This is a genomic window from Hyphomicrobium nitrativorans NL23 (genome assembly GCF_000503895.1).
GTDB classification, from domain to species: Bacteria; Pseudomonadota; Alphaproteobacteria; order Rhizobiales; family Hyphomicrobiaceae; genus Hyphomicrobium_C; species Hyphomicrobium_C nitrativorans.
This window is the reverse complement of sequence record NC_022997.1, coordinates 2,656,702-2,670,817: the sequence shown is the minus strand read 5'-3', so window position 1 is coordinate 2,670,817 and position 14,116 is coordinate 2,656,702. Positions and strand designations below refer to the sequence as shown.

Here is a 14,116-nt window from a genome sequence, read left to right as displayed (position 1 = left end):
TACGTAGAAAAATGTGTGAGTATCGATGCGTGGTAGGAAAAATCACCTGCGGGCCGCATCGGCACGTCACACCTTGCCGCATCCCACTTCGCCCGGAACGGGGCCGCTCTGCGGCGTGAGGCGCTTCTGTCCGCACTGCTCGTCGAGCAGCCGGCGCAATTGCGCCTCTCGTTCTTTCTGTGTGGCCCGGCCGGCAAGATTTTCGAGTTCCATCGGGTCCGCCGACACATTGTACATCTCGTATTCGGTCACGGCCGGCGTGGTTTTCACCTGCTCGTCGAAGACGCGTCGCGCTACGCCGTCGGCCGATGCCTCTTGCACCTTCGAGACGAGGACGACATCGCGCACGCCTTCGCTGCCGGGCGTTCCCGGATGGCTCCAATAGCGCGGGTGATCGAAGTAGCGCGAATACTTCCAGATCTCGCCGTCGATCTCCGTGATGACCGTTTCGATGTGGGTGGGCTGAGCGACGGAGTTCGGCGCGATGCCGATGAAGTTCTCCTCGTTTGGCCCACGGCTCGGATCGTCGTCGGTCATGAAATAGATGGGCGCCGCGAACGTATCGATCTTGGCTTCGCCGCGCAGGAGCGGCGAGAGATCGCGGCCGACCAAAGGAAGCGCATCCGTGAAGGCCGGCGCGATTTCCTCGCGCAGGGACTCCCGGTCGAGGCCGACAAGCCCGAGCAGCGTCGGCGCGATGTCGATGTGGCTTGTCGGCATCGCAATTGAGCGAGCTTGCCATTGGCTGGGCAGCACGATCGTGAACGGGACGCGCAGCGCTTCCTCGTAAGCCGTGTACCATTTCTGATGCATGCCCCCGTGTGCGCCGAGCAGATGGCCGTGGTCGGAGGTGAACACCACGATCGTGTTCTTGAAGAACGACGAGCCTTCGAGCGCGGCCATCACCTCGCCGATCCGCCGGTCCACGTCCGCATGAAAGCGATAGTAGGCGCGCGTATACGGGCGCCCGGCCATGGATGGCGGCAGGAACTGGCTGAAGGCATCCCGAAAGGATCTCTGGCACGAGGGTTTGTCGTCCAGCCGCTCGGTGCGCGTGCGCCCGAACAGGCTGCGGTCGAACGGCTCTTCGGGCACGAATTCGGGAACGCTGAAATCGTAGCGCTGCTGTTCTTCCGCGGCGAGGTTCGACACATAGCCCCACAGCGAGATGTCATGCGGGTTGGCAAAAGACGCCATAACGAACCAAGGGTTAGTGTCCTCGGAGGTGTCGAGTTCGCTGATCAGCCGGACGACCTGATCGGAGATTGCCGCGTCACGTCCCTGCCGTCCTTCCGGCAGGGCGGAGCCCATCTTCAGCGGATCCGCGCCGAACGGCTCGGGTCCGACCCACCCCTCGAACCCGAACGGGTCGAGCGTGTTGGCCCGCAGGTACGTCTCGACCTTTGCCGGGTCTGCGAACCCGGTATCGTCATAGCTCGCGACGGAGCGCTGGGTCCCGGGCACCTTGAGGTCGGCGTCCGTCACGCGCCACTTGCCTTTCCAGAACGTGCGATAGCCTCCAGCCCGGAGGTAATGGCCGATCGTCGGCACCGAGCCGGGAAGCAGCCAGCCCATGCCGGGATCGTTGGCGGCCTTGGCGGCTCCGTCGGTGTTTGCAGCCCCGTGAAGCGAGGGATAGTGCCCGGTGCACAACGAGGTTCGGCTGGGCACGCAGGCGACGGAGGCCGTGTAGTGGCGCTCGAAGCTGACGCCGCGACGTGCGAGTTCGGACTGAGCGGGGAGGTGAGTGGCGCGGAAGTCCTTGAGGGCGGAGCTTTCGTAAACGGTCGGATAGCGTTGTTCGTCGACGAGGAGGAACAGGATATTGGGCCTCGCCCGTTCCTGCACGGGCGCGGCGTTGCGTACGGTCTGCGCCACCGCAGAATCCAGGCCGGTCGCCCCCATCGCGCCGGCCAGCCCGAGTTTGAGCGCATTTCGGCGCGTCAAACCCCCCTTCTCTGTCATGATCTTAACCCCGCACACGGCACCTTGTTTGACAGCGGACCAGTATGGCCAGGGTCCAGATCGCCACGCAATAAGGAACCTCACTGAGGCAATCGTGAGGGCAGAGAAGGTGCGTTTTAGCCGCCGGAGGGGGGATCCGCCCCGCTCACCACCTCGACTTCGACCGTCGCGTGGTCGACGCCGAACCGGGATTTCAGCCGCTCCTTGATCGCGGCCGTGATTTCGCTCGGCGGACGGGTGTCGATGACACGCGCGTTGAGCGTCACGAGTGGGCGATCCTGCGTGATCGACCACGCGTGGATATGATGCACGTCCACCACACCCGGCACCGTACTTTTGAGGTGGCGGGCGATCTCTTGCGGGTCGAGGTGTTGAGGCGTGCCTTCGAGAAGGATGTGTCCGCTCTCGCGAACGATCCGGTAGGCGGATCCCAGAATGAGAAGCGAGACGACGACCGAGAGGATCGGATCGATCGGCGTCCAGCCAGTCGCGAGAATGACGAGTGCCGCACCGAGCGCGGCCAGCGACCCCAAGAGATCGCCGAGCACATGCAACCTCGCTGCCCGCACGTTGAGGTTTTCCCCATCGCCGCCGTGGAGAAGCCAGAAGGCAAAGAGGTTGACGAGAAGCCCGGCAATCGCGACGGCGAGCATCACCCCGCCCAGGATTTCGCCGGGGGCCTGAAGCCGGTGCCACGCCTCCACCACGATCCAAATCGCAATGGCAAAGAGCGCGAGTCCGTTGGTGTAGGCGACGAGCACGCCGAACCGGCCGTATCCGTAGGATCGCTTCGGGTCCGCCGGACGCCGCGCGACCCGGAAGCCGAGCCAGGCGAGCGTGAGCCCCGCGAAGTCGGTCAGCATGTGGCCGGCGTCCGCGATCAGCGCCAGCGACCCCGAGATGAGGCCGCCCGCAAACTCGGCCACCATGAACGCGCCGGTCAGCAGCGCGGCGAAGCCGATGCGCCGCTCGCTCGCGCCCGCCCCATGCTCGTGGCGATGACCCGGCCCATGGGAATGCGCTCCATGGTCGTGAGAATGTGCGTGCATGCCTATCGTTATCCTCCGCGAGGATCCGGCCGTCTGCGTACGGCGTCTACCCGCCGAAATCGTAAGCCGCAAGCGCCGCGAGGTTCACGATGTCCGAGTCCTTGGCGCCGAGTGTCGAGATTTGCACGCTTTTATCGAGACCCACGAGCAGCGGCCCGATCACAGTCGCCCCGCCGAGCTCCTTGAGCATTTTGGTCGAGATCGACGCCGCATGGAACGCCGGCATCACGAGCACGTTCGCGGGGCCGGTGAGACGGCAGAACGGGTAGAGTTTCAAGAGATCGGCGGACAGCGCGACGTCCGCCGCCATGTCTCCGTCGAATTCGAAATCGACCTCGCGCTGCGCCAGAAGCGCGACGGCTTCCCGCACCTGGCCCGAACGCTCGCTCTGCGGCTGGCCGAACGTCGAGTAGGCGAGCAAAGCGACGCGCGGTTCCATCCCGAGCTTGCGCGCCGCTCCGGCTGCTTCGATGGCGATGTCCGCGAGTTGCTCGGCGGTCGGCATGTCGTGCACGCTGGTGTCGGCGACGATGACCCCGCGCCCCCGGCAGATTGCGAGGCTCACGCCGATGATCCGCCGGTCTGGCTGCGGGTCGATCACGCGGCGCACGTCCCGGTAGACGCTCGTCCAATTGCGCGTAACCCCGAAACCATGCCGTCGGCATACCCATGCGCGACGAGCAGCGACGCGAATACGTTGCGCTCGTTCGTAGCCAGGCGCAGGCAGTCGCGCTTGAGATAGCCGCGCCGCTGCAGCCGCGCATAAAGATAGTCGACGAACTCGTCCGTATGACGCGAGCGGCGCGTATCGATGATCTCGAATTCCGGCCGCACGCGGATGCCTGCTTCGCGGAAGCGTTGGCGGACGAGATCCTCGGTGCCGATGAGGATCGGCGTGCCGAGCCCGAGCTGGAAGTAGCTGTTCGCGGCGCGGATCACGGCGGGATCCTCGCCCTCTGCAAACACGATGCGGCGCGGCTCCGCGCGGACGCGATCGAAGATGGATTGCAGCCAGTGCGACACGGGGTCGAGCCGACCTTTGAGGCGCGAGACGTAGCTCTCCATATCGACGATAGGCCGGCGCGCGACGCCAGATTCCATCGCCGCCTGCGCCACGGCAGGCGGCACGCGGGTCATCAAGCGCGGATCGAACGGCGCCGGGATGATGTATTCGGGCCCGAACGTCGGTTGCCGGCCGAGAAAGGCGGCCATCACGACGTCGGGCACGTCCTCGCGGGCGAGTGCGGCGAGCGCGTGCGCGGCTGCCATCTTCATCTCGTCGTTGATCGTGCGCGCCTGCACGTCGAGCGCACCGCGGAAGATGAAGGGAAAGCCGAGCACGTTGTTGATCTGGTTCGGATAGTCGGAACGCCCGGTGGCGACGATGGCGTCCTCGCGCACGGCGGCGACCTCCTCCGGCGTGATCTCGGGGTCGGGGTTGGCCATCGCGAAGATGATCGGTTTTTCCGCCATCGAGGCGACCATCTCGGGCGTCACTGCGCCCTTGGCCGAGAGACCGAAGAACGCATCCGCACCCGCAAGAGCCTCCGCCAGCGTCCGCGCCGTGGTCTTCGACGCGTAGGCCGACTTCCACTGGTTCATGCCCTCTTTGCGGCCTTGGTAGATCACGCCCTTCGTGTCGCAGAGGACGATGTTCTCTTTTCTGACGCCGAGGGCCGCGGCGAGGTCGAGGCACGCGATGCCGGCCGCGCCCGCGCCGTTGACTACGAGGCGGCACTCCGCGATGTCGCGCCCCGTGAGTTCGAGCGCGTTGATCAGCCCCGCCGCCGCGATGATCGCGGTGCCGTGCTGGTCGTCGTGAAAGACGGGAATGTCGAGCAGCTCCTTGAGCCGCTCCTCGATGATGAAGCAGTCCGGCGCCTTGATGTCTTCGAGGTTGATGCCGCCGAAGCTGGGCCCGAGATAGCGTACGGAATTGATGAAGGCGTCCACGTCCTCCGTGTCGACGAGAAGATCCAGCGCGTCGATGTCGGCGAACCGTTTGAAGAGCGCGCCTTTGCCCTCCATCACGGGCTTCGCCGCCAGCGCGCCGAGATTGCCGAGGCCGAGAATGGCTGTGCCGTTCGAAACGACGGCGACGAGGTTGCCCTTGTTTGTGTAGTCGTAGGCGAGCGCCGGGTTTTCCGCGATCGCTTCCACCGGCACCGCGACGCCCGGCGAATAGGCGAGCGAAAGATCGCGCTGGGTCACGAGCGGCTTGGTGGGCGTGATCTCAAGCTTGCCGGGCTTGCCCTGCGCGTGAAACTGAAGAGCCTCTTGGGCGGTGATGCGGGTGCGCTGGGACGATTTTGACATGGGATCCGGTTGGGCGAGCGGGCGGACGAAATCGCCCGCTGTCTCGATGCAAGAGGGGCCGCTGCGGATGCGAAACGGCGAGAGGGCAGCCTGAGGGCCGGAGAGTAAGGGGCGGAGAGGGGGAGCGACAATCGCTCATTGGTTCGACTTTCGCCCAATGCCGCCGATCGCGCGAGCACCCGTCCATGGGCAAACGGTCAGTCGACGATCGTGACCGTAAACGAGCGCTCCGTCGCATTGCCGCTGGAGGATAGCGCCGAGATTGTGAAGGTATCTTGTCCCGTTTCGCCGGGGCGGGCGGTGTAATAGATGCCGGTCCCTGTGACGTTTGCGCCTGCGCACGTGCCGACCGCACTTGCGCGGATCGTCGTTTGCTGTCCCGGCTGGAAAGAAACCTCTCCCTTCGCGGGCGGTACCGTCACGGTAATCGTCGGCTCCGGCTGGCTTCGGCAATCCGCGTCGAACCCGGCCATGACGAACACACGCGCGCGCCGCCCGGCGACGACCGGCTCCCGGCGGACGCCGTCATCGCCCGCGCGTTCCGAGACGCCGCTCGCTCCCGGCGGGCCCGATGCCGTGCAGCCCGCGACGGCCGATGCAGCAAGTGCGGCGGCAAGAACCGCGCGCCAGATCGTCGGCCGGATGTCGCGTGTCATGAAGGGATGCACCTATGCCGTGTCGCGTCGCGAGCGGAGAGTGCCATGTCCCGCCGGCCCGATCACGGCTGAAAACGAAACATGCGCCAGATCCCGGAGGATCTGGCGCATGGTGTTGGGATACATCGACGGCAAACGCGCTGTAAAAGATCTCTAATGAGAGAGATGCAGCTTGTTCACGCGCGACGCGATCTCTCGGAAGGCTTGCCGCAGCTCATCGTTTGAATTGGCATTGTAATAAGCCTTCGGCGAGGCGCATTGCGTCAGCAGATTGCGGGCCGCATTCGAAACCTGGAAGCCGACGGTGATGACCTCGATCCCCCCCTCTTCCCTGGCATTGCGGCAGATCTCGCGCAATTGCGTATCGGCGCTCGTGCCCGTACACGTCGCTTTCTTCGACTGGTTCGTCCCGCCGTTGTAGACGCCGATCGAGTTCCGGTCGGGTCTCCCCGCTCCGCAGTACTGAACGGTATTGTCGCCGTCGCTCATGATCACGAGATACTTGGCCGTATCCTTGTCCGTGTAGGGGTTGACGCTGTGGCCGAACCTCGCCGCCCAGGTCGGTGAGAGAGCATAGAAGCCCCAAGCCGCACCCACATGCGTTGCCGTGGCCCCCCGCGCCGAGAACCCGTCGATGGCGCTGTTGAGCGTCTCCGTATTGCTGGAGAGGGCGCGCGCGGGCGGGACCGCGCAATTGGTATTGCCCGAATAGACGCGGTTGACGCTCGCCAAGGTGTCGCTATAGCGGCCCGCATCTGTACGTTCGGACACACAGCCCGGCTGGAGCTTCCAGTCCGATGTATGAGCAGGGTCGGGGAAAATCGTCGGAATCGGTCCGGCAAGTTCCGAGATGTTGACGGCGTAGGAGTAGGGGATCAGCGCAATCCGGCTCTTCCACACGCTCTGGTCGTCCCAGATCACGTCCTCGACCAGACCTTTGGCGGCATCTTTCAAAGTGCTGAGCTTGCTTCCCGACATCGAGCCGGTGACGTCGAGCACGAGCGCCATTTCGATGTTCATGCGCTCGATGCGCGCCGCCGAATAGGACGAGACGGGAAACTTGTTCATATGAACGACTTTGGTGAAATGGGTCGGAACGGAGCCGTCTGCGAAAGCCTCCGCCATCAATGCGCCGTCGCTTTCGCGCGTGAGCTTGAAGCGCACGTCTTCGTCGTTGATCGTAAAGCCTTGCGCCTGCCGGTTCGCCAGATAGACCGCCCGCGCCTTCGTTTCGGCGGTTGCCGTATCGCTGGGAAAGGTCTTGAGATGGGTGGCAGCGGCGAGCACCGCGGCATCGCTCGCCCCTTGCATGACGGTCCTTGCGCGCAACGCCGAACCGAAGTCGACCGCCGCCCCGATGAAGAGACAGAGCGTCAGAAGCAGAAAGGCAAAAATGATGGCGACGCTGCCGGTATCGTCGGAGCCGAAGCGGGGCGCGCGCGCGATCGACCGGCAGCGCGGGACCTCGCGAACGGCCCGGCCGATTTCCGACGCGGCAGGCCGCTGTGGAAAGGACGCAGACATGAATACGCACTCCATGGAGGATCGTGCGCAATGCTCGGTCCGGAACGTCTTATACGCGGTTAACTCCGCTGTCTTTCAGACGATGTCTGATGGTCTTCCTCACGCGTTGATGAAGGAACACTGAAGAAAGCCGCTCGCATTCTATCCGGTCCGCGCCGCGGACCTGCAGTCCGAAACCAGGCGTCGGCGTCGCGAAATAAAGCTAACCGAAATCAATACATTAACTTCGGCTTCCGGTTTCCCTGGGCTTGGCCGTCGAAAATCGCCGTTTCGGTGCACGGTGGACCGTGCGCCGGAGCCCCCCGTCGTCTATACTCGAGGCCCAGCGGCTCTAGGTCGTGAACTCATAAATGGATGGGATATTGATGAGCCAAGCAAGCCCAAGGGCCAGGAAAAGCGCGCAGCTCGATGCTTACGCATCGGGCAAGCGGTTTAACGCCGCCATTGGGCTTGCTTGGCTCACCCCGCAGGGGCGCGGTCCTTTCGCACTGCCGATGCGTCGCAAAAGCTTCCAAACCATGAGGTTTGCTGCGCTTCCGCTCCTGTCGACAGCACGAAAGTCCTCGCGTCAATGCCCATCCATTTATGAGTTCACGACCTAGACTGCATTATGATCGACAAACTCGAACTGCTCCTGGCACTGGCCCGCGAACGCCACTTCGGCAAAGCGGCCGACTCGGCAGGTGTGACCCAGCCAACGCTCTCTTCAGCCTTGAAAAGCCTGGAGGATCAGTTCGGCGTGCTGATCGTGGAGCGAGGCTCGCGGTTCCGCTGCTTCACGCCCGAAGGCGAGCGCATTCTCGATTGGGCCCGGCGCATCGTGGGCGATACGCGCGCCATGCGCCAGGAGATCGAAGCGCTCAAAAAGGGCCTCTCGGGGCACCTTCGTCTCGCGGTCATCCCGACGTCTCTGCCTTTCCTGGCCGAACTCACCGTGCCGATGCGCCGCCGCTATCCCGACGTTCACCTCACCGTCCTGTCGATGACGTCGGATGCCATCCTCGATCGGCTGGAAAACCTGGAGGTGGATATCGGGATCTCCTACGTGGATACCGAGCCTCCGCCCCGCTTCGACACCACCCGCATTTACGACGAGCAATACGTCCTTCTGGTTGCGCCGGAATCACCGCTCGCCAAGCGCGAGCAAGTAACGTGGGCGGAGGCTGGCGAGCTTCCCCTCTGTCTGCTCACCCCCGACATGCAGAACAGGCGCCTCATCGACCGCCATTTGGAGGAAGCCGGAGCCAAGCAGACGCCGACATTGGAGAGCAACTCGATGCTTGTTCTTTATGCTCACGTCCGCTCCGGAGAGTGGGCGAGCATCCTGCCGTCCCGTCTGGCCGAGACCCTCGACCGCCCCAGCCGCCTCCGGTCGATCTCGCTCGTCAAGCCGACGGTGACCCATAAGATCGGTTTGATCGTAACCAAGAGAGAGCCGCACTCGCCTGTTGTGGCGGCCTTTTTGGCGCACGCCAAACGGGTCGTGTCGCAATTCAAGGCGAACGCTGCAGCCGACAGGGCTGCGGCCGACGGAGCGCCGCGGGCAAAGGGGCGCTCCTGAGACGATAGACGCGCTCTATCGTCGCACGAAATAGCGCTATTGACCTGAGGGTCCCTAGAAGCGATCTAAAGTCTAATAACTATAAAGTACAAGTGGAGGGCCCAATGAGCCGCTTCGAGCCATGGAGCGAGGAGCGCACGGTCGAGATTATCGCGCAGCATAAGGCGTTGGAGGGGCCGCTCATGCCCATTCTGCACGCTCTTCAGCACGCGTTCGGCCATGTGCCCCAGGAGACGGTCCCGGTCATTGCCCGGGAGCTGAACCTGTCTCGCGCCGAGGTCCACGGCGTGGTGACCTTCTACCACGATTTCCGCCCCGAACTGCCGGGCAAGCACGTCCTGAAGCTCTGTCGCGCCGAGGCCTGTCAGGCGATGGGCTGCGATAGCTTGGTCGAGCGCGCCGAGAGCCGCTTGGGCGTCGAATGCGGCAGCACCAGCGCCGACGGTCGCGTGACACTCGAAGCCGTCTATTGCCTGGGACTTTGCGCCACCGCGCCGTCGGCCATGATCGATGGCCGCGTGGTGGGCCGGCTCAACGAGAACCGGCTGGACGAGCTTCTGAAAGAGGCGCAGTCATGACGAAGACACTTCGCGTATTCGTGCCTCGCGATGCCGCAGCGGTCGCCTGCGGAGCGGACGACGTTGCCACCGCACTTGCGGCCGCGGCAAAGAAAGCTGGCGTTGACGTCACCGTCGTCCGCAACGGCTCGCGCGGCATGCTCTGGCTGGAACCGCTCGTCGAAGTCGAGCAGGACGGCGTTCGTTATGGCTTCGGCCCCGTCGCCAAAGAGGACGTGGACGGTCTCGTGAAGGCCGGCCTGCTGGATGGCAAGGCGGCGACTCTATCTTCCCCTCTCGCCATCGGCGCGGTGGAAGAGCACCCTTACATGACGCGCCAGACGCGCCTCACGTTCGTGCGCTGCGGCGTCACCGATCCCGTGTCGCTGGAAGATTACCGCGCTCACGACGGCTACAAGGGGCTTGAGCGCGCGCTCGGCATGAAGCCGATCGAGATCGTGGAGGAAGTGTCGAAGTCGGGCCTGCGCGGCCGCGGCGGCGCGGGCTTCCCCACCGGCATCAAGTGGAAGACGGTCCACGACACGCCGATGGGCCAGCAGAAGTATATCGTCTGCAACGCCGACGAGGGCGACAGCGGCACCTTTGCCGACCGCATGATCATGGAAGGCGATCCCTTCGTGCTCGTCGAGGGCATGACGATCGCCGGCATCGCCGTCGGCGCCACCAAGGGCTACATCTATCTGCGCTCGGAATACCCGCACGCCGCCATCGCCTTGAATCAGGCCATCGCAGCGGCGCACAACGCGGGTTACCTCGGTAAGAAGATCCAGGGCTCGGACTACGCCTTCGACCTCGAAGTGCGGATCGGCGCGGGCGCCTATGTTTGCGGCGAGGAAACCTCGCTTCTGGAAAGCCTGGAAGGCAAGCGCGGCCTCGTGCGCGCCAAGCCGCCGCTTCCCGCTCACAAAGGGTTGTTCGGCCAGCCGACCGTCATCAACAACGTGCTTTCTCTGGCGGCGGTGCCGTACATCCTCGACAAGGGCGCACAGGCCTACGCCGACTACGGCATGGGCCGCTCGCGCGGCACGATGCCGATCCAGCTTGCGGGCAACCTGAAATATGGCGGCCTGTTCGAGACCGCCTTCGGCATCACGCTCGGCGAACTCGTCGACGACATCGGCGGCGGCACGATCACCGGGCGCCCGGTGAAGGCGGTTCAGGTCGGCGGTCCGCTCGGCGCCTATTTCCCCCGCGGCTACTTCGATACGCCGTTCGATTACGAGGCTTTCGCAGCGCGGGATGGCCTCATCGGCCACGCGGGGGTTGTGGTGTTCGATGACACCGCCAACATGATCAAGCAGGCGCGTTTTGCGTTCGAATTCTGTTCGGTCGAGAGTTGCGGCAAGTGCACGCCCTGCCGCATCGGCTCCACACGCGGTGTCGAGACCGTAGACAAGGTGATCGCCGGCATCGAGCCGGAGAAGAACCTCGCCGTGATTGAAGATCTCTGCAACACGATGAAGTTCGGCTCCCTTTGCGCTTTGGGAGGCTTCACCCCATATCCTGTGATGAGCGCGTTGACGCATTTCCCCGAGGATTTCGGCCGGCCGGCGACGAAGTTGGCCGAGGCAGCGGAGTAGGACAATGGCCCTGATCAAAGAAACGGATTACGGGACCCCCGCGTCCAAGTCCGAAAAAATGGTGAGCCTGACCATCGACGGCGTCGAGGTCACGGTGCCTGAGGGCACATCCATCATGCGTGCAGCCATGGAGATGGGCACCACCATCCCGAAGCTCTGTGCAACCGACATGCTGGAGAGCTTCGGCTCCTGTCGGCTCTGTCTGATCGAGATCGAAGGCCGCAACGGCACGCCCGCTTCCTGCACGACGCCCGTCGCCCCCGGCATTGCGGTCAAGACTCAGACGCCGCGTCTTGCGGCCATCCGCAAGGGCGTGATGGAGCTTTACATCTCCGACCATCCGCTGGATTGCCTCACCTGCGCCGCTAACGGCGATTGCGAGTTGCAGGATATGGCCGGCGCAGTCGGCCTGCGCGACGTGCGTTATGGCTACGACGGCGCCAACCACGTGTTCGAGAAGAGCCGCCTCGATAGCGCCGCCAACGATCTCTGGCTCTCGAAGGACGAGACCAACCCGTATTTCTCCTACGATCCCTCGAAGTGCATCGTCTGCAACCGCTGCGTCCGCGCGTGCGAGGAGGTGCAGGGCACCTTCGCGCTCACGATCTCGGGCCGCGGCTTCGACAGCCGCGTGTCGCCGGGCATGAGCGAAGACTTCTTGTCGAGCGAGTGCGTATCGTGCGGCGCCTGTGTGCAGGCCTGCCCGACGGCGACCCTCACCGAGAAGGACGTCATCAAGATCGGCCAGCCCGAGCATTCCGTCATCACCACCTGCGCCTACTGCGGCGTGGGCTGCGCCTTCAAGGCCGAGATGCGCGGCGAGGAAGTCGTGCGCATGGTGCCGTGGAAGGACGGCAAGGCCAACCGCGGCCACTCCTGCGTTAAGGGCCGCTTCGCTTACGGCTACGCCACGCATCAGGACCGCATCACGAAGCCGATGGTGCGCGACAAGATCACCGATCCTTGGCGTGAGGTCTCCTGGGAGGAAGCGATCGCGCGCGTCGCGGGCGATTTCCGCCGCATCCAGGAGCAGTACGGCCGCACCGCCGTCGGCGGCATCACCTCGTCGCGCTGCACGAACGAGGAAGCCTACCTCGTGCAGAAGCTCATCCGCGCCGGTTTCGGCGTGAACAACGTCGACACCTGCGCCCGCGTCTGCCACTCGCCGACCGGCTACGGCCTCAAGACGGCGTTCGGCGAAAGCTCGGGCACGCAGGACTTCGACTCGGTCGAGAACACCGACGTCATCCTCGTCATCGGCGCCAACCCGCCGGACGCGCATCCGGTCTTCGGCAGCCGCATGAAGAAGCGCATCCGCGAAGGCGCCAAGCTGATCGTCGTCGATCCGCGGCGCACCGACCTCGTCAACTCGCCCCACATCAAGGCGGATTACCATCTGCCGCTGCAGCCGGGCACCAACGTCGCCGTCGTGACGGCGATGGCGCATGTCATCGTCACCGAAGGCCTCGTCAACGAGGAGTTCGTCCGCGCCCGCTGCGATTGGGACGAGTTCCAGGAGTGGTGCGAGTTCGTCTCCCAGGAGGTCAACTCTCCCGAGGCGATGGCGCAGTACACGGGCGTCGACCCGGAGCTGATCCGCGGCGCGGCTCGCCTTTACGCAACCGGCGGCAACGCGGCCATCTATTATGGCCTCGGCGTCACCGAGCACTCGCAGGGCTCCACCACCGTCATGGCCATTGCCAACCTCGCGATGGCGACGGGCAACATGGGCCGCACGGGCGTCGGCGTGAACCCGCTGCGCGGCCAGAACAACGTGCAGGGCTCGTGCGACATGGCCTCGTTCCCGCATGAGCTGACCGGCTACCGTCACATCTCGGACGTGGAAACGCGCACGGCCTTCGAGAAGGAGTGGAACTGCACGCTCGATCCGGAGCCGGGCCTCCGCATCCCGAACATGCTGGACGCCGCGATCGAAGGCACCTTCAAGGCCATCTACATCGAGGGTGAGGACATCCTTCAGTCCGATCCCAACACGCATCACGTCTCTGCGGGCCTCGCGGCGATGGAATGCGTCGTCGTTCAGGATCTCTTCCTCAACGAGACCGCGCGTTATGCGCACGTGTTCCTGCCGGGCTGCACCTTCCTGGAGAAGGACGGCACGTTCACGAACGCGGAGCGTCGCATCCAGATGGTCACCAAGGTGATGACGCCGAAGAACGGCTACGCCGATTGGGAGATCACGCAGTTGATCGCCCAGAAGCTGGGCCTCGACTGGAACTACACCGATCCGTCTCAGATCATGGACGAGATCGCGCGCCTCACCCCGACCTTCACGGGCGTATCGTTCGAGAAGATCCGCGAGCACGGCTCGATCCAGTGGCCCTGCAACGACGACGCGCCCGACGGTACGCCGATCATGCACGTGGACGAGTTCGTCCGCGGCAAGGGCAAGTTCATGCTCACCGAGTACATCCCGACGGACGAGCGGACGGGCGCACGCTTCCCGCTCATTCTGACCACGGGCCGTATCCTGTCGCAGTACAACGTCGGCGCGCAGACACGCCGGACCGAGAACACGGCATGGCACCCCGAGGACGTGCTTGAGATCAATCCGTTCGACGCCGAGCATCGCGGCATCAAGGACGGCGATTGGGTGACGGTGAGAAGCCGCGCGGGCGAGACCGCGCTCCGTGCCGTGATCACCGACCGCGTGGCGACGGGCGTCGTCTACACGACGTTCCACCACCCGACCACGCAGGCCAACGTCATCACCACCGACTTCTCGGACTGGGCGACCAACTGCCCCGAGTTCAAGGTGACGGCGGTCGAGGTCGCACGCTCCAACGGTCCCACGGCTTACCAGGAGGAGTACGAGGAGTTCTCCGAACTGACACGCCGCATCGTACCAGCCGAGGCTGCGGAGTAG

Annotated in this window: 8 protein-coding genes and 1 pseudogene; 4 read left to right on the top strand and 5 right to left on the bottom strand. The window is 64.4% G+C overall.

Annotated elements, in window-relative coordinates; genetic code table 11:
- Window positions 1-66: 66 nt before the first annotated feature.
- The 5 genes and pseudogenes from W911_RS12415 to W911_RS12395 form a co-directional block, all read right to left on the bottom strand.
- A complete protein-coding gene (locus tag W911_RS12415) occupies window positions 67-1,965 on the bottom strand; it encodes a sulfatase family protein (RefSeq protein WP_051388554.1) in 1,899 nt (632 codons plus the stop codon).
- Between the two features lie 116 nt (window positions 1,966-2,081).
- Window positions 2,082-3,014, bottom strand: coding sequence for a cation diffusion facilitator family transporter (locus W911_RS12410; protein WP_023787897.1), 933 nt, complete (start codon window positions 3,012-3,014; stop codon window positions 2,082-2,084).
- A gap of 46 nt (window positions 3,015-3,060) precedes the next feature.
- Window positions 3,061-5,330 (bottom strand): annotated as a pseudogene (locus W911_RS12405) (NADP-dependent malic enzyme).
- Between the two features lie 197 nt (window positions 5,331-5,527).
- Window positions 5,528-5,986 carry a hypothetical protein gene (locus tag W911_RS12400; RefSeq protein WP_023787896.1) on the bottom strand — a complete coding sequence of 153 codons (459 nt, stop codon included), beginning with the start codon at window positions 5,984-5,986 and terminating at the stop codon, window positions 5,528-5,530.
- 153 nt (window positions 5,987-6,139) lie between these two features.
- A complete protein-coding gene (locus W911_RS12395) occupies window positions 6,140-7,510 on the bottom strand; it encodes a pilus assembly protein TadG-related protein (RefSeq protein WP_023787895.1) in 1,371 nt (456 codons plus the stop codon).
- A 610-nt stretch (window positions 7,511-8,120) separates the two neighbouring features.
- On the opposite strand from W911_RS12395, the gene W911_RS12390 reads away from it, so the two are divergent.
- From W911_RS12390 to fdhF, 4 genes are all read left to right on the top strand, one after another.
- Window positions 8,121-9,071: a LysR family transcriptional regulator gene (locus W911_RS12390; RefSeq protein WP_023787893.1), complete on the top strand. Its 951-nt coding sequence runs from the start codon at window positions 8,121-8,123 to the stop codon at window positions 9,069-9,071.
- Between the two features lie 104 nt (window positions 9,072-9,175).
- Window positions 9,176-9,649: a formate dehydrogenase subunit gamma gene (locus W911_RS12385; protein ID WP_023787892.1), complete on the top strand. Its 474-nt coding sequence runs from the start codon at window positions 9,176-9,178 to the stop codon at window positions 9,647-9,649.
- Complete coding sequence (locus W911_RS12380; RefSeq protein ID WP_023787891.1) at window positions 9,646-11,229, top strand: formate dehydrogenase beta subunit; 1,584 nt, start codon at window positions 9,646-9,648, stop codon at window positions 11,227-11,229. Before W911_RS12385 ends, W911_RS12380 begins: the two co-directional genes overlap by 4 nt.
- A 4-nt stretch (window positions 11,230-11,233) precedes the next feature.
- On the top strand, window positions 11,234-14,116 hold the full coding sequence (gene fdhF / locus W911_RS12375; RefSeq protein ID WP_023787890.1) for a formate dehydrogenase subunit alpha: 2,883 nt from the start codon (window positions 11,234-11,236) through the stop codon (window positions 14,114-14,116).

Excerpts from the sequence above, each read along its gene's own strand:
- W911_RS12415 (WP_051388554.1), bottom strand. The coding sequence starts at position 1,965 with ATGACAGAGAAGGGGGGTTTGACGCGCCGAAATGCGCTCAAACTCGGG.
- W911_RS12410 (WP_023787897.1), bottom strand. The coding sequence starts at position 3,014 with ATGCACGCACATTCTCACGACCATGGAGCGCATTCCCATGGGCCGGGT.
- W911_RS12400 (WP_023787896.1), bottom strand. The coding sequence starts at position 5,986 with ATGACACGCGACATCCGGCCGACGATCTGGCGCGCGGTTCTTGCCGCC.
- W911_RS12395 (WP_023787895.1), bottom strand. The coding sequence starts at position 7,510 with ATGTCTGCGTCCTTTCCACAGCGGCCTGCCGCGTCGGAAATCGGCCGG.
- W911_RS12390 (WP_023787893.1), top strand. The coding sequence starts at position 8,121 with ATGATCGACAAACTCGAACTGCTCCTGGCACTGGCCCGCGAACGCCAC.
- W911_RS12385 (WP_023787892.1), top strand. The coding sequence starts at position 9,176 with ATGAGCCGCTTCGAGCCATGGAGCGAGGAGCGCACGGTCGAGATTATC.
- W911_RS12380 (WP_023787891.1), top strand. The coding sequence starts at position 9,646 with ATGACGAAGACACTTCGCGTATTCGTGCCTCGCGATGCCGCAGCGGTC.
- fdhF (WP_023787890.1), top strand. The coding sequence starts at position 11,234 with ATGGCCCTGATCAAAGAAACGGATTACGGGACCCCCGCGTCCAAGTCC.